General features: G+C 54.8%; 14 protein-coding genes and 1 tRNA gene. 5 read left to right on the top strand and 10 right to left on the bottom strand.

Annotated elements, in window-relative coordinates:
- A complete protein-coding gene (locus N7326_RS02570; RefSeq protein ID WP_259289307.1) occupies positions 1-885 on the bottom strand; it encodes a hypothetical protein in 885 nt (294 codons plus the stop codon).
- An 82-nt stretch (positions 886-967) separates the two neighbouring features.
- On the opposite strand from N7326_RS02570, the gene N7326_RS02565 reads away from it, so the two are divergent.
- The gene (locus N7326_RS02565) at positions 968-1,486 is read left to right on the top strand and encodes a SprT-like domain-containing protein (protein ID WP_259289306.1); all 519 of its coding nucleotides are present in this window, start codon (positions 968-970) and stop codon (positions 1,484-1,486) included.
- On the opposite strand, the gene N7326_RS02560 is transcribed toward N7326_RS02565, so the two are convergent.
- From N7326_RS02560 to N7326_RS02550, 3 genes are all read right to left on the bottom strand, one after another.
- Positions 1,467-2,192 (bottom strand): ATP-binding cassette domain-containing protein, encoded by a 726-nt coding sequence (locus N7326_RS02560; RefSeq protein WP_259077148.1) that lies wholly within the window; start codon positions 2,190-2,192, stop codon positions 1,467-1,469. The genes N7326_RS02565 and N7326_RS02560 overlap by 20 nt on opposite strands.
- A gap of 5 nt (positions 2,193-2,197) precedes the next feature.
- A complete protein-coding gene (locus N7326_RS02555; protein ID WP_259077147.1) occupies positions 2,198-3,700 on the bottom strand; it encodes an ABC transporter permease/substrate-binding protein in 1,503 nt (500 codons plus the stop codon).
- A 204-nt stretch (positions 3,701-3,904) separates the two neighbouring features.
- Entirely contained in the window at positions 3,905-5,272 is a 1,368-nt protein-coding gene (locus N7326_RS02550; RefSeq protein WP_259289305.1) for a zinc-dependent metalloprotease, read from the bottom strand.
- Between the two features lie 92 nt (positions 5,273-5,364).
- Between N7326_RS02550 and N7326_RS02545 the strand changes: the two genes are divergently transcribed.
- A complete protein-coding gene (locus tag N7326_RS02545) occupies positions 5,365-6,426 on the top strand; it encodes a YlbL family protein (RefSeq protein WP_259289304.1) in 1,062 nt (353 codons plus the stop codon).
- A 16-nt stretch (positions 6,427-6,442) separates the two neighbouring features.
- On the opposite strand, the gene N7326_RS02540 is transcribed toward N7326_RS02545, so the two are convergent.
- Positions 6,443-7,213 carry a hypothetical protein gene (locus N7326_RS02540; RefSeq protein ID WP_259289303.1) on the bottom strand — a complete coding sequence of 257 codons (771 nt, stop codon included), beginning with the start codon at positions 7,211-7,213 and terminating at the stop codon, positions 6,443-6,445.
- A 27-nt stretch (positions 7,214-7,240) separates the two neighbouring features.
- Entirely contained in the window at positions 7,241-7,765 is a 525-nt protein-coding gene (locus N7326_RS02535; protein ID WP_259289302.1) for a PPA1309 family protein, read from the bottom strand.
- Positions 7,766-8,014: 249 nt separating this feature from the next.
- Between N7326_RS02535 and N7326_RS02530 the strand changes: the two genes are divergently transcribed.
- Positions 8,015-10,990: a UPF0182 family protein gene (locus N7326_RS02530; protein ID WP_259077142.1), complete on the top strand. Its 2,976-nt coding sequence runs from the start codon at positions 8,015-8,017 to the stop codon at positions 10,988-10,990.
- A gap of 124 nt (positions 10,991-11,114) precedes the next feature.
- A tRNA-Met gene (locus tag N7326_RS02525) sits at positions 11,115-11,188 on the top strand.
- A 267-nt stretch (positions 11,189-11,455) separates the two neighbouring features.
- Here the strand turns inward: N7326_RS02525 and N7326_RS02520 are convergent.
- From N7326_RS02520 to N7326_RS02505, 4 genes are all read right to left on the bottom strand, one after another.
- Positions 11,456-11,626 (bottom strand): hypothetical protein, encoded by a 171-nt coding sequence (locus tag N7326_RS02520; protein WP_259077141.1) that lies wholly within the window; start codon positions 11,624-11,626, stop codon positions 11,456-11,458.
- Positions 11,627-12,119: 493 nt separating this feature from the next.
- A complete protein-coding gene (locus tag N7326_RS02515) occupies positions 12,120-15,251 on the bottom strand; it encodes a type I restriction endonuclease subunit R (protein ID WP_263088105.1) in 3,132 nt (1,043 codons plus the stop codon).
- A gap of 2 nt (positions 15,252-15,253) precedes the next feature.
- A complete protein-coding gene (locus tag N7326_RS02510; RefSeq protein ID WP_263088104.1) occupies positions 15,254-16,462 on the bottom strand; it encodes a type I restriction endonuclease subunit S in 1,209 nt (402 codons plus the stop codon).
- Positions 16,459-18,393, bottom strand: a complete 1,935-nt coding sequence (locus N7326_RS02505) for a type I restriction-modification system subunit M (RefSeq protein WP_263088103.1) — start codon at positions 18,391-18,393, stop codon at positions 16,459-16,461. The genes N7326_RS02510 and N7326_RS02505 overlap by 4 nt, the downstream gene beginning before the upstream one ends.
- 304 nt (positions 18,394-18,697) lie before the next feature.
- Between N7326_RS02505 and N7326_RS02500 the strand changes: the two genes are divergently transcribed.
- Positions 18,698-19,060 (top strand): hypothetical protein, encoded by a 363-nt coding sequence (locus N7326_RS02500; protein ID WP_259289297.1) that lies wholly within the window; start codon positions 18,698-18,700, stop codon positions 19,058-19,060.
- Positions 19,061-19,551: the final 491 nt, after the last annotated feature.

The following is a 19,551-nucleotide window of genomic DNA, read 5'->3' as shown; positions in this document are numbered from 1 at the left end:
TCATGGTCGCTCACCTGCGTGCTCCCAGCAGTAGGGGCATGAGCGATGGGGACCGACAACCTCAATATCCTCTGCGCCACGGTAAGGGTTGAGCGCTATTTTTAAGCCCGGTCTCAGGAGATCATTCTTGATCCCAGGTGATGGATATGCTGGGGCGAGTAGTGCCGCTAAGCGCGCAGCAACGCTATATTCTACAATCGGATCGTTCCGGCCTGGAGTGTGGCGTTGATCAAGGAGGAAGCCCCAATGGGGGTCCTTCTCAGTGGCATAGAGATCCCCGCATACGGGGCACGGGCCGTGACCATCTATTCTTAGCGGCCCAATTATAGCACTGCCGCCAAGGAACTCAATGGGAATGATGGTCTGAAAACTATAAATGTCCTTGGCATAATGAGAGCCCCTCTGATAGTGTCCTGCAACGATTAAGGGGGTGGTTCGATCCACGGAGTCGAGAAGAAGCTCAGGAAAGCGGTGATCCTCAGCCTCAATAACGCGAGCACCCGCTTGTTTGAGTACAGAAGCGATGGTGAAACCGTGACTTCCCGGACCGACAAGACAAACAGTGGGCCATACGGGATCGACTAAAACTCCGTGGTAGGTTAGATCTTCGAGAATCATCGAGGCAGTGCTCGATTTCAGCCCGAGTTTGATCAAACCAGCGTGGATCACGCTTATGTGATGGGGGCGGTCCAGAGAACGTAAGAAAGCGATGAGATCTCCCGGTCTTAACTCGGTAATATCAAAGATCCCAGCCCTGGAGGTGTCAAGGCCACATTGGACGGCGCAATCGGCACGAAGGAGTATATCTATACCTGGGCTGAGCACCAGGAGGCGATCGCTAACGCGATGGTCGAGGTTATGATCGGTGAGAGTAGTGGAGGTCATATGGCCATTGGATCACGGCTTTCATCAGTGCGCATCTCGAATGGGCAGAAGAGGGTAGCAAGCGATAGAGAAAGATTGGGTCATGGATGACAATCCCGATATCACCGTCATCAGATCTGCGCGGCGAAAGAAAACGGTGAGTGCAAGCTGGGTCGATGGCGTCATTGAAGTCCGGGTCCCAGCCCACCTATCGGAACAGGCAGAGGCAAAAATAGTCTCAGAAATTACCGAAAAACTCACTCGGTCGAAGCAGCAAACTAGATATAGCGATGCAGATCTAGAACAGCGAGCTGACGAGATCAATAGGCGCTACCTCGACTCGCGAGCACACATGACTTCGATCAGGTGGGTAAAAAATCAGCGCAAAAGGTGGGGGTCATATTCCAGCTTGACAGGCGAAATTCGCATTTCTGATCGTCTCCGTGGGGTCCCAGATTATGTTCTTGATGCTGTCATTGCCCACGAACTAACTCATACTTTTATCCACTCCGGTCATTCAGCCGAGTTTTGGCATTGGGCGGATCGGATTCCCTATGCCGAGCGCGCTAAGGGATTCTTAGAAGCGTGGGCACGTCAGCCGGTCAGTCGCTCATATCCATAAGGTCGGAGACAAATCCCTCGGCAGGATGGTCCTTAATCTCAGCGGGTGTAGCGAATTGCTGAATCACACCATCGTGAAGCACGAGCACCTTGGTGCTCATACTGAGAGCCTCGCGGATATCGTGAGTGATAAAAACGATGGTCAGCCCTAGCTTTTCGTGCCAGTGTTTGAGATCTTTTTGGAGCTGATAGCGGGTAATTGCGTCTACTGCTCCAAAGGGTTCGTCCATGAGTAATACCTTCGGTGACGAGGCATAAGCCCGTGCGATTCCCACCCGCTGTGCCTGGCCCCCCGAAATCTCATTAGGCATCCGGTCACGTATATCGTCGGGTAACTGGAAAGTATCCAGCAAATCTCCAACGCGCTGCGAAATCTCCTCGGGGTCTTGCTCCATAAGGGAGAGCACATACCCAATATTTTCTTCAACCGTCAGATGGGGGAAGAGCACATTGCCCTGAATGCTGTAGCCGACGTGGCGGCGCAAATCGACCAAATCGAGGTCGGCAACATTTTCGCCATCGATAAGCACGCGCCCGGAATCGGGCAGGATTAAACCGTTGATCATTTTCATGATTGTGGTTTTGCCGGACCCTGAGGAACCAACAATGCTGACAAAATCGCCGTCGGCTATTTCCAGATTGAGGTCTGTGAGCAAATGATTATCGCCGAATGAAAGGCTGACATCTTCATAGCGGATGGTAGACATGTCTTCTAGGCTCCAATCAATTTGTTGTTCACCGCGAATTCTTCGGCAACTTCAGCCACAGTCTTTCCCTCAACTTCAACTTGGTTGTTTAAGTTGGCCATCGTCGCTTCATCGATCAGTTCCTGCAGTGGGCTGAGGATCTGAGCGATCTCGGGATTTTCTCTCACAAAATCTATACGGCTAAGAACTCCCGCCTCATAGGAGGGGTAGAAGTTTTTATCGTCCTCAAGGACCACAATGCGCGGATCCGTTAGCTGGCCATCAGTGGTGAAAACGGTGATGGCATCAATCTTGCCATCCAAAATAGCCTGGTATTTCAAACCGTTATCCATATCCACGGTGTTTTTGAAACTTAGACCGTAGAATTCCGCGAGAGCGTCATAACCATCCTCACGCTCATAGAAATCGTATTCCGCACCAAAGCTCATCGACGGAGCTACCCGGGTGAGATCTGAGAAGGTCTTAATGGAGTATTTTTTGGCTAGTTCAGCATTGACCGCAATTGAATATGTGTTATTGAAGCCGAACATGGGGTTGAACTCTTGGCCGACCTGGGCGCGCAACCCATCATTGAGTTCGGCGAACTGAGATTCATCATAAGCGCGCGAATTTTTTAGGATCACCTGCCAAGCAGTTCCTGTGTATTCGGGGTACATATCGAAGTCCCCGGCCTTCATGCCGCTTTGGATATTGCTGGTGCCACCGCCAACTCCGTCGGTCATGGACACCAAGTAATCGGAATTCTCCTCGATCATGCGCTGCATTATTTTACCCAGAATAAGATTCTCGGTATTTGGTTTAGTAGCAATACGCACCGTTTGGGCACCTCCAAGATTGACTGCAAAGAATGCCACGAGCACCATGAGTACAGCCCCAGTGGCCACGAGCCCCTTAGTGGTGGTGCGCCGTGTTTTAGTCGAACCCGTCAGGCCCTTTTGTATAGCGGCCAGGAGAGCATCAGATATTAGGGCGAGGGCCGCAACGAGGGCACTACCGATAACAATCATCTGTTGGTTACCGGTTGTGATACCCCGATAAATTGCCACACCCAAGCCGCCTGCGCCCACAAAAGAAGCAATACCAGCCAGCGCGATAGTCATGGTCACCATTGTGCGTATCGAGGCAAGGATCTGCGGCAGTGCTAAGGGGAAGGTGACTGTGCGAAAAACCTGCCGCTTCGTAGCGCCCATTCCCCTGGCAGCCTCGATTAAAGCTGGATCAACGGCGCGCATGCTCACAAAGGTTGATCGCACCACCGGGAGCAAGCCATAGACGACGAGCGCAATAACCGCCGTCGTATTGCCAATGCCCGTCACAGTGATGAGCACGCCAAGCAGCGCGATCGATGGGATGGTATACGCAATATTGACCACCGCAATAGCGGGAGTGGCAATCTTGGGCCGTGTAGAGAGCCAAACTCCAGTTGCCACTCCGATCAGAGCCGCAACAATCGCGGCGCCCAGAGAGATCATGAGGTGGTCGATAATCAGATCGCCGTAAAAGCGCATAGCAGTCGGTGTCCTCACAAGGGGAAGGGGGTGACAGCTTCCCACGCCTTCCCACGATGAGGTGGGAAGGAGACAGGCTGCCACAGCACTGTTACTTGGTGCTGGTTAATATGTTAGGGCAATTGAGTGATATGTGCCCACCCGTTACCCCACACGAGTAGGCACAAAGGAGATCTGTTATTACTACAGGTCTATCAGAGGAGGTTATTGATTGGAGGGATTCTCCGGATCATCCTCGTGAGAGGATTGTTCTTCGCGTTCTTTCTCTAGTGCCGTTATCTCAGCAATAGGATCAAAATCTTTAAAATCAGAATCGTCGAGGAGAGAATCTATAAATTCTGCAGGATTCGTAATATCATCCGCGGTTGGAAGGAAATCGGGGTGCTTCCATACTCCGTCGCGGCGCTGGGTACCGACAGCTACGGTCACTCTGCGCCACAGTTCACCGGCCTCATCCGTGGGAGGCTGAGCGATCTCAAAACCGACGACCTCAAAGAAGACATTTTCGGCAGAGCCCCCGGTCAGTCGGCGGTTAATCCACTGCTTGTGGAGCTGTGCAGCTTGCGGTATCCGATCCGATAGCCCCTCTTGTACAACCACATCGACCCAACCTTCGACAAGGGCAAGAAGGCTCTCCAGGCGAGAGGTGGCGGTGATATTTCGAGAGGAAATACGCGGTTCCAAATCCATATCCTGCAACCGAGCCATAGCCTCCTGGATTGCCTGCGGATCCTGAGATTCGATATTAATCTCGCGCATGGCCTCCTCAATATGCGAGGTATCTATCTCAAGTCCAGCAGCATATTCCTCCACAGAGGATACTAGGCGTTCAACAAGCCACGGCACGGAGTGGAAAAGTCGTTGGCGCGCAGCCTCGCGGGCTGCCACATAGACCAGAACTTCCTGAGCGGGGATCCCTGAGTTCGCGGCACTTTCCTCAATGGCCAAGGGGTTAAGCGCCAAGATCCCAGGTGCCGCCACTGGTATGCCAAAGTCGGAGCCAGAAAGCGCTTGGGTAGCGAGATCGCCTAAAGATTGCCCCAAGTGCATTCCGTAGTTAACGCCTGACATCTGGTTCATCATTGCGAGCATGGGGCCGATGGCATCCTTGGCTTCGCTCGGCAGGGTATCTAGTCGCGCCTCATTTTTGTGGGCGGCAACGGGGGAGACGAGACGCTTCCACTGCGGGAGCGTCTTCTCCAGCCAATCCGCAGCAGACCACGCCTCCACCCGGGCCGAAGCCGACGGCAGGATGGTAGCGTCGTCCAGCCATAATTCGGCAAGGCGCACTGATTCTTCGCTCGCTTTGATGTGGGCGCTGCTGACTTTTTCGGTGCGCTTAAGGCTAGATAGATGTTGTATCCCTATGCGCTTGGCCATTTCATAATTCACGGCCTCTTTCTGCGCGTCGGGGGTATTCATGGAGTTACCCAAACCTGACAGCATAGCGCCGAGCTGATTGAACATATCGCCTAAGCCGCCAGAGAAATTGCCAGAATTCTCTCGGCGGTCATTATTGTCATCATCGTCGGAGCCGAAGTTGAAGGAGAAACCGAAACCGCTGTTATTCATGTCCCTAACCTACCGAAATCTAAGCAATAAGCGCTAGCGCTATATACATGCTGTTAGCGAACAGTGACCTTCTACACGTAAGCTGAGTGACCGTGAGCAGACGAACGCGAACCCTAGCTTTTGGAGCCATCCCGGTTGTTATTCTCATGACGCTTGCCCAATTAGACCATATACCTGGCACCAATTATTCCCTGACTATTCCCTATGCGGCAGAGGGGCAGGGGCCGACGTTTAATACGCTCGATGAAGTCAACGGGGTCGAGGTGATCAATATCGACGGCGCCGAGGTGGACTCAACTCAGGGTCACCTCGATATGACCACAGTAAGTGTACGTAGCAATATGACGCTCATCCAGGGACTCAATCGACTTATCGTGCACGGGGATACGCTCATCCCCATTGAACAGATCTTTCCCCAAGGAAAAACCGAAGACGAGATAAAACAGCTCAATGAGGCTGCCTTTAGTGCATCTGAATCTGCGGCTACCACCGCCGCTCTGCGTTATCTCAAGCGCCCTATGGACGTAAAGATCGCGCGTATTGTTGCTGATTCCGCCGCTGCTGAAACGCTGCGCGATAATGACGTAATTCTAGCTATCGATTCCGTCCCTGTACGCACTGGAGGTGGAGCGCAACAGCTGGTCCGAGCGAAAAAACCTGGCGATAGCATTGAGCTGAGTATCAAGCGCGGGGATCGCAGATTGACAAAAACTTTGACTTTGCGGGCGCATCCCTACGACGAGACCGTGCCCTTTTTAGGAGTCAATATGGTGACGTCGTCAGCAGAGGGAATCTCTGTGCGCTATAACCTCGAGGATGTTGGAGGACCATCTGCTGGGATGGTTTTCGCCCTCGCTGTCATTGACAAGCTTTCGCCCGGTGAACTCAATCACGGGAAATACGTGGCCGGTACCGGCACTATTACTGATACGGGCGAGGTGGGCCCTATTGGGGGCATCAAGCACAAAGCCCGAGCCGCCGCTGCTGCGGGAGCTGAACTCTTCTTAGCCCCGGCGCGCAATTGCGAAGAGCTCACCGGCGAGAATTATTCCTCCATGACAGTAGTGGGAGTATCAACGCTTTCCGATGCCGTAGCACGCATGGATGACTTTGCCGCCGGTAAAGAGCTGATAAGCTGCACCGACCGTCCATAATGGTTAAAATTTCCTCTTAGCTACCTGGGTCCACCCGAGATGCGATTGACTTAGAAGTCGCGGAGGTGGCCTCCGGTGTGGGCTCAGAGATGGACTTCACGGAATGACTTCGCGGGGATTCTACCGCGGCAATAAGCCCTAGAGTGGAAATTCTTTCCTTAGGATCGACGTCATAAGTAGAAACCATCTGCTGCATAACAAGGCCGAGACCATTATCAATTGCCGTAATAATCGCGGTATTGCCCACCGTGGACCAGCCCACCACAAAGCGGCCGGAATCGTACATCACGCGTGAAGAACGCAGTTCAGTCAGGATCTGGGTGGTTGAGGCAGCCTTGGCGTCGGAGGAGAAAAACTGAAATTGCCCAACCTCCGGCCCGGTGCAGGCCATGGAATCACTCACTCCATTGGGTTGGCAACTATCAAATTGGGCGAAAAGAGAGTCAGGCGCCAGCGTAGAAAAAGCATCGCGAGTGCGCTCAACTGGGCCGTTTAGCGCCCGTTGCTGTGTGCGCGTACTCGGGGTGTCTACCCGTGAGGTGGGCGCTTGAGCCTTTGTTGTGGGATGCGTTGTGGGATGCTGCGAGCCCTGGGTATGCGGCCCGAGAGAGGGAACCCCAACTGGTTTTACTGCAGTGCGTATTGGTTGCAATGTTGGTTGGTCAGTGGAGTCAGTGGACTCGTGAGGTAACGACTCACTGCAACCAGAGATGAGCATGAGAGCGCCACAGGTGGCGACGAGCAACCTTTTATACATAAAGGGGAGGGGAGCTGTGTGAATAACCATAGTGATCCAATCGCAGGAGAAGGACAGTTAATCGTCGAAGCCAGCCAAAAGAGTAGCGATAACTCCAGGGGCAATAGAACCGCCCCCGCGCAACTCGATGTCATCTTCGGCAAAGGGGCCCTTCGTGGCTAATTCTTCTGCCGAGGGACGCATCTGGAGTAAGGTTTGGTGCGCCCCATTTCTTAAGACACCCGATAATAGGCGCGCCGGGCGGGGCGCATCGGACTCTTCATCGGAGGAGTCGCGGAACTTAATTTCCTGGGCTAAAACGGCCCCTAAAACTTCCTCTGGCCAGGTGATTCTGGACAGATAATCTCCTAGCTCCATCGAGCCAGGAAGAATATGTGTGGGAAGCTCTTCTTGGACCACGAGAGTCAAGGGAGAGTCGTCCTGCTCGAAAGTGTCGACAGATTGGGCGATTAATCTGGTAGGCACAAGAGCAAAGAGGGTTGGGGAAGCGTCCCACCCTTCAGCATGGACAAAATCCACCGCTTCGAGCATCGCCTTATTTAAAGCTTGTTGCGATAATTCTACTCGGTGCTGATCACTCATACCCTTAATCCTTAACTCACACGTTATAAATGTATATATTCAGTTCGGGGACGGCCTAGGCGCCTTTCTTCATCTTATACGCTGCGCACTCTATCGTGCTCCTGGGGGAGTAGATCCGTGGTCTGTGGTGGCGCAGGGACCTACAGGTGGAAGGGAGATCTGCTTTACCTCATCTGCCGTTTCTCCTCGATCTCCACTAAAGTGGGAAAGCACTTCCCTTATCATCAAAGTTTCTACAGAATTGAGGAGATGGCGTTGGCCAATCGCCTACTGTCCACCCCACGTTCGGGGCGCCCACCAAAAATCCTGACGACCTTGCTCATCATTGGTACATTGTTGAGCATTTTGATCCCTATTACGGTCACCTTCTATGCCGACTGGCTGTGGTTCGGGGCTATCGACTTCCGCAGTGTGTTCAATAAGGTTGTCCTGACGAGAATCGCTTTATTTTTTGCCTTCGGTCTCCTAGCAGCTTTATTCGTAGGAGCTACCTTATTAATTACTTACAAATCCCGAGCCCACGAGAATTTACTTTTCGTCGACGATGCTGTTGCGGAGGCGCGACGGCAACTTGAACAGTTCGTTGCTAAGCGCGGATTTGTGCTCCCCCTGGCATTCGGAGTTTTTGCTGGTTTTATCGGTCAGCAGCAGTGGCGAGTTGTGCAACTTTTCCTTAACCGCCAAAGCTTTGGAGTTACCGATCCGCAATTCGGCATGGACTTTGGCTTCTACGCATTTACCCTCCCCATGCTGCGGCTCATGCTAGGAACTGTGTCAATTCTGCTCGTTGTCTCGTTCTTCCTCGCCTTGATCGGGCACTACCTCTTCGGGGGAATCCGTCTGGCTAACTCCCAAACAGGAGCCCCGGGAGTCGTCACCATGGGGGCTCGCATCCAGCTGGGGATTACAGCTGGTCTGTATATGATCCTGCGCGCACTGGGCTATTATCTGGATCGATTTGATCTGTTGAATAATTCCAATGAAACCTTCACGGGCGCGTCGTATACCGATGTTCATGCGGTACTTCCCGCCAAGATCATCTTAATGGTCATAGCAGTGCTGGTAGCTGCCTCATTCTTCTCCGTTATTTTCCTCAAGGATTTGCGTATTCCAGCGGTCTCGACAGTCCTCATGCTGCTGTCCGCCCTTGTTATCGGCAGCGCCTGGCCACTGATGTTAGAAAAGTTCTCGGTGACCCCAAACCGCGCTGAAAAAGAATCAGAATATATTGGTCGCAATATTGAGGCCACCCGCTACGCCTACGGGCTCACCGATGAACAAGTGGACTATAAGCTCGATTGGGGCGCAGAACGCGCCAGTGAAGAAGTAGTCGCGTCCGACTCAGCGACGGTGTCCAATATTCGTTTGCTGGATCCAGAGATCCTCTCTCCAACATTCACGCAAAATAAGCAGCTCAAAAACTTCTACGGATTCCCTGAGTCACTGGCGATGGACCGCTATGTCATCGATGGTGAGTTACGTGACTTCGTGGTGGCTGCCCGCGAGATCGATCCCAACTCGCTGCGCGAAAACCAGCGAAACTGGATCAACCGACACACTGTGTATACTCACGGCAATGGTTTCGTGGCCGCGCGCGCAAATAAGGTTGATGAGGTCGCCCGCGACGTGGGATCAACTCGTGGTGGGTATCCCGTTTATACCGTCTCGGATCTCCAGACAACAGACGAGGATGCCAAAAAACTTGGCATCGTGGTCGATGAACCCCGAATCTACTACGGCCCACTAATTGCATCAGCGGTCGATGGGGCTGATTACGCAGTGGTTGGATCAAATTCGGATACGGCTGTGGAATACGATACGGACAACTCCACTTATACCTATCAGGGCAAGGGTGGAGTAGGCATTGGTAATTACTTCAACCGAGGTGTATTTGCAGCGCGGTACGGGGAAATCAATATCCTGTTGTCTGAACGCGTCAATGAGAATTCCAAGATTCTATTCGATCGAGATCCGCGCCAGCGCGTACACAAGGTAGCACCGTGGATGAGCACCGATTCCACTACCTACCCGGCGGTTATCGACGGTCGCATCAAGTGGATTGTTGACGGCTATACAACTCTGCGCTCGCTTCCTTATGCGCAGCGCGTGAGCATGTCGCTGACCACGCAAGATACCACCGCCGGAGTGGGAGCGGACAACCGCGCGATTGTCAATGATGAGCTCGGTTATATCCGTAACTCCGTGAAGGCAGTCGTCGACGCCTATGATGGCTCAGTTGAGCTGTACGAATTTGATAAGAATGACCCTGTTCTAAAAGCCTGGGAAGGAGTATTCCCTGGCACCGTAAAGCCAAAGGAAGAGATCTCTGATGAACTCATGAGTCATATCCGCTATCCGCAGGATATGTTCAAGATTCAGCGCTCCATCCTTGCCCGCTACCATGTCAATGAGGCCCGCGAATTCTTCACCAATGACCGCTTCTGGTCCGTTCCCTCTGACCCATCCTCAGGTATTGACGGCAAGGCTCAGCCCCCGTTCTACGTGGTAGCTGCCGACGCTGAGACCGGTGAACCCTCCTTCCAGTTGATCACCCCATTCCGTGGTCTGAATCGCCAATACCTTGCTGCCCATATGGCGGCGAGCTCGGATCCTGAGAATTACGGCAAGATCACCGTTCGCGTATTGCCTACCAATACTCAGACACTCGGGCCCCAGCAGGCCCAAGACGTTCTGATGTCCTCTGACCAGGTGGCTCGTGACCAGTCGTTGTGGAAGGCTACTACCGAGCTTAAGAATGGAAATCTTCTCACTTTGCCCGTGGGTGGTAGCGAGATCCTATACGTAGAGCCCATCTACGCTCAGCGCAAGGGGCAAGAAGACTCCGCCTTCCCCAAGTTGTTGCGCGTACTCGTCAGTTATAACGGCCAGGTAGGTTATGCCCCGACAGTCTCTGAGGCACTCGCACAGGTTGGAATCAACCCACGTGAGGCTCAAGATATCGACCAAGCAAAAACTCTCAAGACGCCGACGGGTAAGGCACCCATAACGGAGACACCCGTCGAGGGTGACGGTGAAGAGACTAGCGGTGAAGGGGTGGCTGAAAAGCCAGTACCAGGAGCTGCTAATGCTTCGGAAGCAATCACAGCGATCAACGAGGCTCTGAGCCGACTCGAGGCGGCTCGTGACGGGTCCTTCGAAGAATACGGACGGGCTCTTGATCAGTTAGATCAGGCTGTAGCTGCCTACCAAGCCCTGAACAACTAGGAGCCGATCCCCAGTACTCTTTTGCTGCCATGAGGTGGAAGGTACTGGGGATTTGTCTTTGCGCGCATGATCTGGGTATAGTTGTTTCTCGTTGCGGAGATCAGATATGATCTAAGCAATTCGGCGCGGGGTGGAGCAGCTCGGTAGCTCGCTGGGCTCATAACCCAGAGGTCGTAGGTTCAAATCCTGCCCCCGCTACTATAGAAAACCCTCGCCAGGCCCATAGCCTGGCGAGGGTTTATTTTTTTGCTTCGGAAGTGCTGGAGGGTCTCGGTGGAGTTCTCTTGGCTCGTTTAAAAACCTCGGTGGCCGCGCCGCGACGCGTTGTGTGACCTATTACACTCCTGTCGCGTTGTCACGCAAACGTTTCGTCAATATACCCGCTAAGTTCAACAGCAGTTTTCGTCTGGACAAGGCGGCCGAATCCAGCGTGGACGACGAGGATATAACAAAGGCGTGGGAGAGTCACAGCGCCACCGCCACGCCGACGACGTAAAGCCGACCGAGGATGAAGCAGGCAATCGCACCGTTAGAAACACCTGCCGCGATATCACCACGCTGCTCGGGCACCGACGCGAGACCGAACACCTGCAACAGCGCACCCACCGGCATGACCAACCACACGACGCTGGGCAAAAACGCAGCGGCGTGCAGGCCGAAGGCACGGACGGTACGCAGCAGTTGACCCTGTCAGCCGAGATCAGCGGGCCTCAGAGCCTCCCAATACACCGGTCGGCCGCTTTGCCGCGGAAAAAGGCATAGTCGACATATCAACCGCCGTTGTCTGCAACCGCTATTGGAGGCGGCAGCGGATGGAACCAGAGCCACTGCCACGGCCCCTTGGGAGCTGTGAGTTCATCGAGATGGTGCAGTAGGCAGCCAGGGAACAGCACCCAGCGTCTGGAAAACCGGTTTTACCGCAATCTCGGCTCTTTCGAGATCCCAACGGGCGCAGGCCAGGTTGCTCAGTCGCAAATGAATGCGCTCCAGTCGGGGCCTGTCCAGAAGGTGGGGCGCCGTGCGTACTACTCAGCGCGGTGACTACAGGGACGTGAGCAACTGCGCGGCGCATCGGGATCTTCGGTTAGCACAACTGTGTCGCGGACCCGTGACTTAGATCGGACGTCAGCTATGCATTATTCCTCTCATCCTGGCGTGCTGCGACCAGCATGTGCGCCAGTACTTCGAGGAACTTTTCTAGGTTCTCCGGATCGGCGGTGACAGCTTCGAAAACCTCGTTGGACTGTCTGGCGGCGGTGACGATGGCCCCGAGTCCCTTGTTCCTGAAGGTGTCGGTGCCGGCTACCTGTGTCGGGTCGTTCTCCCGCGTTAATGCCTGCACAGTGGTGTCTGCCGCCAAGATGCCGTAACTTGCTCGAACTGCGTTGCCGGCAGCTTGGTTTGATGAGTCCAGACCGGCCTTCGCCAGCAGTTGGTTCACTTGGTCTACGGCCTCATCGAATGCGGCTTGCACAGGCGAGTGACTGCCGACCGGACGACCGTCAAAGCCTGGCAGCCTCAGCTTCCCCTCGGGGTCGTATGCGGCCAGTTCCAGATCCTGTTCGTCTGATGTCGGCTCGACGGAGACTCCCACCAGTTCAATGCCGACGGTATAGTCATCGTCATCGTCCTGACGCTCGAGGTTGAGGTTCTTGGCCAGCAGACCGGCGACAATCGCCCGTTTATGCAGCAGCGCGTCCTGGAAATCGACGATCTGGCTGAGAAACTCCCAGGCATGGGTGTACTTGATGAGGTTGGCCCTAAAAGACTTACCGGTATCGTAGGCCTCCTTGTCCAGCTTCAGACGGGCATCACGCATGTGATCATTCCACCGGGCCCGGATCGGCGCCACCAGCCCCTGCAGGGTTTCGGCATCCTCATGCGCTATGTATGCATCGGCCAGTTTGTCGAGCTCGTCCGGGGTGTAGAACGCGGCGGCATCCAGGACATCACCCAGATCCGCCAAAGCGTTAGCGGGGATCTCGTCCTCGATGTAGGCATCCCGGTAATAAGGCCTGAAGGACTCCAGAATAGCGGACGGCTCGTTGATGAAGTCCACCACCATCGGCTTGGGCTTGTCCGGGAACACCCGGTTGAGCCGCGACAGGGTTTGCACAGCCTGCACACCGGAGAGCTTTCGGTCAACATACATCGCACATAGGCGCGGCTCATCAAACCCGGTCTGGAACTTGTTCGCCACGATGAGCACCTTCGCCTCGTCATGCTCACGGAAGTGCCCGGCGGTATCGCGCACACCGTTCATCGACGCCTCGGTAACCTCCATGGCCTCGTCTCCCTTTCCGTAGGTCAACGACCCAGAGAACGCCACCAGGGTGGTCATGTCCGTGTAGCCGCGCTTGGCTATATACTCGTTCATTTTGTGCGACCAGGTCGCCGCCGACATCCGGTCAGCTGCCACCACCATGGCCTTGGCGGTGCCACCCAGGTGGTGCATGACGTTGCGCCGAAAATGTTCGACGGTGACCTCCACCTTCTGGGCAATCGAGGTCGGGTGCAGGCGCACGAAACGCACCATATCGGAGACCGCTTCACCGAAGTTGACTGTCTCCTCCCTCCCCAGCGCATCACGGATGCTAGCGAACATCTGGTAGGTGGAGTAGTTGGCCAGCACATCGAGGATGAAGCCCTCCTCGATGGCCTGACTCATCTGGTAGGTATCGAATGCGACACGACGGTCAGGGTTGTGCGGGTCCACAGCTCCGTACGCGGCCAGGGTTTTTGCTTTCGGGGTGGCTGTTAGCGCAATAAAACTCAAGTTCGGGGAGTTGGTCACTGCCTTGTCCATGGCCAGCAGGACATCATCAGCGCCGATGTCCTCGCCCTCAGGAACCTCAACGTCAACGAGGATCTCACGCAGTCGGGTGGCGGCCTCACCGTGCTGGGAGGAGTGGGCCTCATCCATGATCACACAGTAGTTGCGCCCGCTAAGGGCCGGAGACTTCTCCATCATCTTCGCCAGCGCCGGGAAGGTCTGGATGGTGCACGAGATGATGTGCCCACCCCGAGAAAGAGCCGCCTCTAGCGTCTTAGACTTGGAGCCGAGTTCGTTGTTGACGTTGACCACCAGGCCCTCGGAGGCACGCAGCAGGTCCAAGCCCTCCTTGATGTTGTCATCAAGCACGGTGCGGTCGGTGACCACGATGACCGAGTCGAATACCGGCTTGCCGGCCATGTCGATGACACGGCCCGCCCGGTGGGCCAGCCACGCAATTGTCTTGGTCTTACCTGAGCCTGCTGAGTGCTGGATCAGGTAGCGACCACCAGCACCTCTGCCGGTGGTCCGGGCACGCTCGGCGATGTCGTCGATGACCTTCTCGGTGGCCCGCAGCTGGTGGTAGCGCGGGAAGATCAGTCGACCCTTGTTCCCCTTCGACGACGGCTCCCACAAGGCGTAGTCGCGCAGGATACGCAGGAAAAGATCCGGTGCGAACACCTCCTCCCATAGGTAGGCGGTGTCAGAGCCAGTTGGGTTGACCGGGTTGCCGGCATGACCGTCGTTGCCCTGGTTGAAGGGCAGAAAGAAGGTGTCCAGGCCCGCCAGCACGGTGGTCATGTAGACCTCCTGGTTGGACACGGCAAAGTGCACCAGTGCCCGGCCAGGCTTGAGCAGGGGCCGGTTCTTCGTCGGCTTGCGGTCCTGCTTGTACTGCTTGACGGCATCACGCACTGCCTGGGTGTTATCGGTCTTCAGTTCCAGGGTGGCCACCGGAATACCGTTGACGGTGAGTACCAGATCAAGTGTGTCGGTGCCGGTGACATCGAAGGGCACCTGGCGCAGCACCCGGAGCCGGTTGTGACGGGCTTGCTCGACAGCACTGGTGTAGAGCGGGTTTTCAGGATGGAATGCCACCATCGGGCCGAAGGTGGCGTTCATCTGGCCACGCTGGGCGTGGGAGAAGCCGTTACGCAGGGTACCGAGCAGCCCGTGCTGGACCTTCTTGGTCCGCGCGTTGAGGATCGGTGCCTTATCCAGCATCTCGGTCAGACGGTCCAGGAGCTTGGCGATGTGGACATCACGCTGCACACCAGTCGACGACTCGGGGACCGCTTTGGCGAACTCCTCCGGGTATTGGGTCTCAAGCCAGTGCAGGACGTCAGGGATATACAGTGCCCGGGCCTTGTCCCAGCCGGCGTTACTGCTAGCGCCAGCATTGCCGGTGCCGGTCAGCCACCCGTGGGCGGAAAGATGGTTGACGATGGTGTCCTCGAACGCCTTTTCCATCGTGGACGAAATACCCATGATCAGTGAACCTCCTTCCGGCCGGTAACGACCTCAGTAATAAGAACAGAACGACGCTTGAGCAGAAGATCACGGAGCTTGGTGGATTCGGCGATAAGGGAGTCGATTTCTGCATTTTTCTCGTCGAGGGACTGAACAATCTTCAACTGCTCTTTTTGGTTGAGAAACGCGACTGGAAGCTTCTTAGCGCGTTCAGAAGAGAAACCGGGGATTGTGGCGCCAATTGCTATTAAGTCGATAAGACCATCGGCTTTATGTGCCCTTATCGAGTAATCCAGAAACTTACCTATCCAGCCAGCAGAGGGGCGGATTCGGATGACATGGTTTTGAAACCCCCAACCCGGAAGTCCGCGTTCCATTGTCAAACTTCTACCAAATCCAGCACCACCCTCGACGACAAGTACATCACCAGCTTCGATGGAATACGTTTCGATCTCAATCGGTGACATCCACATCTTCTTCTCCTCTCCAGCGAATACTCCATTTGGTTGAATATTCCCGGCCCGAACGTAGCTAGTCAATTGATCGAAATCATTCTTCGCCTCTGATTGGAGAGTTTTTCCGAGAAAAACCTGGGCGTGACGGCCGAGGTTAGTCAAGGGGACGGAATCCCGGATCTTAGTCTCCTTAATCAACAACGCGGCTCGTCGCTCCTCCAGCAGCTCCACGTACCTGTCTAGGTCGGCCACCGCAGCGTCGATCTCGGCGGTCTCCCGATCCAGGTAGTCAGCGATGCGGCGCTGGGTACGGACGTTGGTTTCCATCAACTTGTAAGAACCAAGATACCCCGCGGAAATTCGTTGTAGACCGCCCACACCATAGACTTCACCGCGCGCGCGATCTAGAAACTTGCTAGATAGCAAATTGTAAACAATCCACCTCGCGTCTGCGTTTTCCTTTGGTCGCAAAACATGCACTTCAGAAGTAGCAAGACCAATATCAGTTTTAGTATTGGCAATGATAGACCGCCCATGAAAAACTGTAGGAGTAACTTTTGGAACAAGAACATCTCCTCGCCGGAATTGCGTGTAGCTAGTTTCCGACTTTTTCCAAGCCTTCTTTCTGGAATAGTCCGTGCCCTCTGTGGACCAAATATTTTCTAGAGGGAGGAAATCGACCACAGTTCCATCTTCAAGATTGTTAAACTCGGTGGTGAGAGGGTTTACATGGGCGTAATGGCGGATGCTGACCTCACGAGCATTTAAACTCATTCCTTGACCTCCTGAAAACGAGCACGGATGGACTCAAGCACAGTCTCGATCTCAGCGTCGAGCTCCTCGAGTGAGGGCATCTCCTCGGGCTTGTAGAACAGCCTGGTCATGGGGATCTCATAGCCCACCTTGGACTCAGCCATGTCCCACACCAAATCGGGTGCAAACGGCAGCACCTCACGTTCCATGTGGGAATCCACATCCTCAGTCAGCGGAATTCGCTCAGTGATTTTGGAGGCCTTATCAATGACTTTGTTGCCGCGGTGATCAACAGCCTCCGGTGCGTGCTCATCCTCGATGGCGAGTGCATTCATGATGTGGCCGAGCAGTCCGACACCCATCTTCAGGCCAGCTGCCTTGGCAGCCGTGCGCAAATGAGCCGGCAAATCATTCCACGCCACCCCTTCACAGGACCGGATTGCAGCCTCATGGCCGGTGAATGCCTGCTTATGGTCCATAGCAGCATCAACGGTCTCATCGGTGACCGACACCGAGTAGCGCTTGATCCGGTACATGGGAACATCCACAAAGCCCAGTTCATCAGGGGTGACGATTTTGGAGTACTCCGGATCAGCGTCTTCGAAGGCACTATAAATGCCGAGGATGAACTTCCGGTCTTCCTCAGAGAACTCACGGCGCTTGTTGCCCATGCCTTTGCGCATGGGCGACCAGGTGCCAGTGGCATCGATTAGCTGGATTTTGCCGTCACGCCGAGGTTCTTTGTTCTTGTCCAGAATCCACACGTAGGTGGCGATACCGGTGTTGTAGAACATGTCCGTCGGCAGCGCGATGATCGCGTCGATGAAGTTGCCGTTGATTAGCCAGTTACGGATCTGATCAGGACCGGATCCGGGTCCACCGGTAAACAGCGGTGAGCCGTTGGTGACCACACCGGCCCGTCCACCCTTGGTGGTGCCGTGCTCGCGTTCCTTGAGCTTGTGCACCACATGGCATAGGAACAGCATCTGACCGTCCGAGACCGGCGGCAGACCATGACTGAAGCGTGAGCCCTCGATCTTGGATTCTCGCTCCACCGCGCCCTTGGAGCGCTTCCAGTCGGTACCGTACGGCGGGTTGGCGAGCACGTAGTCGTAAAGTTCACCCTCGTAGCGGTCATTGACCAGGGTATCGCCGTCGCGGATGGCATCCGGTGAAATACCGGAGACGATGAGATCGGATTTGCCCAGTGCTAGGGACTCGGCCATCATCTCCTGTCCGTAGACAGATACCTCGACATGGGGGTTGAGTTCCTCCATGGCCCGCTTGGCAACCAGCAGCATACCACCGGTGCCGGCGGTTGGGTCATAGACGGTACGTGCGGGTGCCTGACCGTGGAGGCTATCATCATCACTGGCTAGCAGGACATCCACCATCATGCGAATAGCATCACGCGGGGTGTAGAACTCACCGGCGACCTGCCCGTTCTCTGAGAAGGACCGGTACATGAGGTTCTCGAAGAGGTTGCCCATGGCGTTTTCACCGAGCGCATCGTCGGAAAGGTCGATGCCCGCAAAGTGCTTGACAACACCCCACAGGACGTTATTCTCCTCGAGTTTGGCCAGCAGCTCCGGGAACTTAAAGGCGGTCCAGATGCTGCGGACATTGTCAGAGAAGGCGTCTAAGTAAGTGAGCATGCCCTGTTTAACTTGGTCATCACTGCCACCGATCACCCCCAGCGACAATTCTGAGGTGTTATAGAAAGACAGGCCATGGTCAGCGCGAATCAGGGCTTCCCACATGCTCTCCGGGAACTTCGTGTGCTTGATGGTCTGCAGCACATCAGCCTTGGTCGGCTCCAGGAGGCACTCGATCCGGCGCAGCACGGTGAAGGGGAGGATGTAGTCACCGTAGTTCTGGCGGGGCACGACACCGCGCAGGTAGGTGTCTGCTGTCTGCCAGACAGCTTGGGTGAGCGAAGTTGATGAGGTCATGCGGGCTGAGACTCCTACTTTTGTTGCTTGATCACTGAACGCGGAACACGACTGAGAATCATCGTCCACTACGATGTGGACACTTCACCCCGCTAGGCCGAAAATGTGATCGAGAAATCGGTCGAAATGACGATGCTGCCAGGGTGAATGATTCTTCGCATATTCTAACTTTGGATGTGGTGTAAGCCTATTTTTTGGGGAGTGGGGGTTGTCGGTTTATAGAGTGGACTAATATCGCGTAATCGGATGGGTGTGAAACGGGCAATCATAGGAGCAAGAAGCCATCCGTGCGCTCTATCGGGAGATGACGTTGCAACTGTGCCTCGAGTCGTTGCACATGGACTTCCGCACCCACGGCTGGCGCACCACGCTCAGCATGTTCTATAACGACACCATTCCCGTCGACCAACGCGCCAAAAGGTTCGCCACTGCGTCGAAGTCAACCATACGAACTACACACCCGACGACGTGGACACCATGGCCGCGTCACGTTCCGCCATGTTCGCTGCTACACGAAAGCGGCAACAAATCGCGCTCAGTCCTCGCATCATATGCGCGTCGTCGAGTAGACATTGGTGCAGATCGTGGGCATAGGGGGCCTTTCGTTGACAGGACCGCTTTGAAGTGGCGCTCCATGGCTCTAAGTGGTCCTTTTCTTCTTCGTTAGAGTCAATGAATCTAATAGTGTTGCTGTATCGACACCGGTAACATGCGTAAAAACGTTGTTTACAGGAGGCTGCCAGCGACAACATTTTTAATTATGGCTATAGACCTAACGCTGGGTTCATAACTAAGAGGTCGTAGGTTCAAATCCTGCCCCCGCTACTAATCGCACTAAAGCCCCCTCTTCGAAGGGGGCTTCAGTGTTTTTCGGGTCAGGTCGACAGTCTCTAGCTCGCTGACCTCCCCACCATGAACGGCCGCAATTCCGTTTCTCGGTAATTTCTCGGCGACCACCCACCTAGGTAGATGGCAGTGGAAAGGCCTAAACTGTCCGCAGTTTTGCCCATGCAGTGTCGAGGTCCTAAGAGCGGGGTAAGAGGGTGTAGGTAAAGGTGTAACCTTCGGCTAAGTCTTCTTATTCAAACTGCCGTGTAGCTCCCTTTCCTCCCATAAGGAAAACGCGGCATCGCTGCGATTAAGTCACTCGGAGCTATG

This window comes from Corynebacterium sp. ES2794-CONJ1, from assembly GCF_025660615.1.
In the GTDB taxonomy this organism is placed as follows: Bacteria; Actinomycetota; Actinomycetes; order Mycobacteriales; family Mycobacteriaceae; genus Corynebacterium.
The sequence above is the reverse complement of the archived record's forward strand: the minus strand, read 5'-3'. Positions and strand labels throughout refer to the sequence as shown.

Coding starts and splice junctions, on each gene's coding strand:
- N7326_RS02570 (WP_259289307.1), bottom strand. CDS start 885: ATGACCTCCACTACTCTCACCGATCATAACCTCGACCATCGCGTTAGC.
- N7326_RS02565 (WP_259289306.1), top strand. CDS start 968: ATGGATGACAATCCCGATATCACCGTCATCAGATCTGCGCGGCGAAAG.
- N7326_RS02560 (WP_259077148.1), bottom strand. CDS start 2,192: ATGTCTACCATCCGCTATGAAGATGTCAGCCTTTCATTCGGCGATAAT.
- N7326_RS02555 (WP_259077147.1), bottom strand. CDS start 3,700: ATGCGCTTTTACGGCGATCTGATTATCGACCACCTCATGATCTCTCTG.
- N7326_RS02550 (WP_259289305.1), bottom strand. CDS start 5,272: ATGAATAACAGCGGTTTCGGTTTCTCCTTCAACTTCGGCTCCGACGAT.
- N7326_RS02540 (WP_259289303.1), bottom strand. CDS start 7,213: ATGGTTATTCACACAGCTCCCCTCCCCTTTATGTATAAAAGGTTGCTC.
- N7326_RS02535 (WP_259289302.1), bottom strand. CDS start 7,765: ATGAGTGATCAGCACCGAGTAGAATTATCGCAACAAGCTTTAAATAAG.
- N7326_RS02530 (WP_259077142.1), top strand. CDS start 8,015: ATGGCGTTGGCCAATCGCCTACTGTCCACCCCACGTTCGGGGCGCCCA.
- N7326_RS02515 (WP_263088105.1), bottom strand. CDS start 15,251: ATGGGTATTTCGTCCACGATGGAAAAGGCGTTCGAGGACACCATCGTC.
- N7326_RS02510 (WP_263088104.1), bottom strand. CDS start 16,462: ATGAGTTTAAATGCTCGTGAGGTCAGCATCCGCCATTACGCCCATGTA.
- N7326_RS02505 (WP_263088103.1), bottom strand. CDS start 18,393: ATGACCTCATCAACTTCGCTCACCCAAGCTGTCTGGCAGACAGCAGAC.
- N7326_RS02500 (WP_259289297.1), top strand. CDS start 18,698: ATGACGTTGCAACTGTGCCTCGAGTCGTTGCACATGGACTTCCGCACC.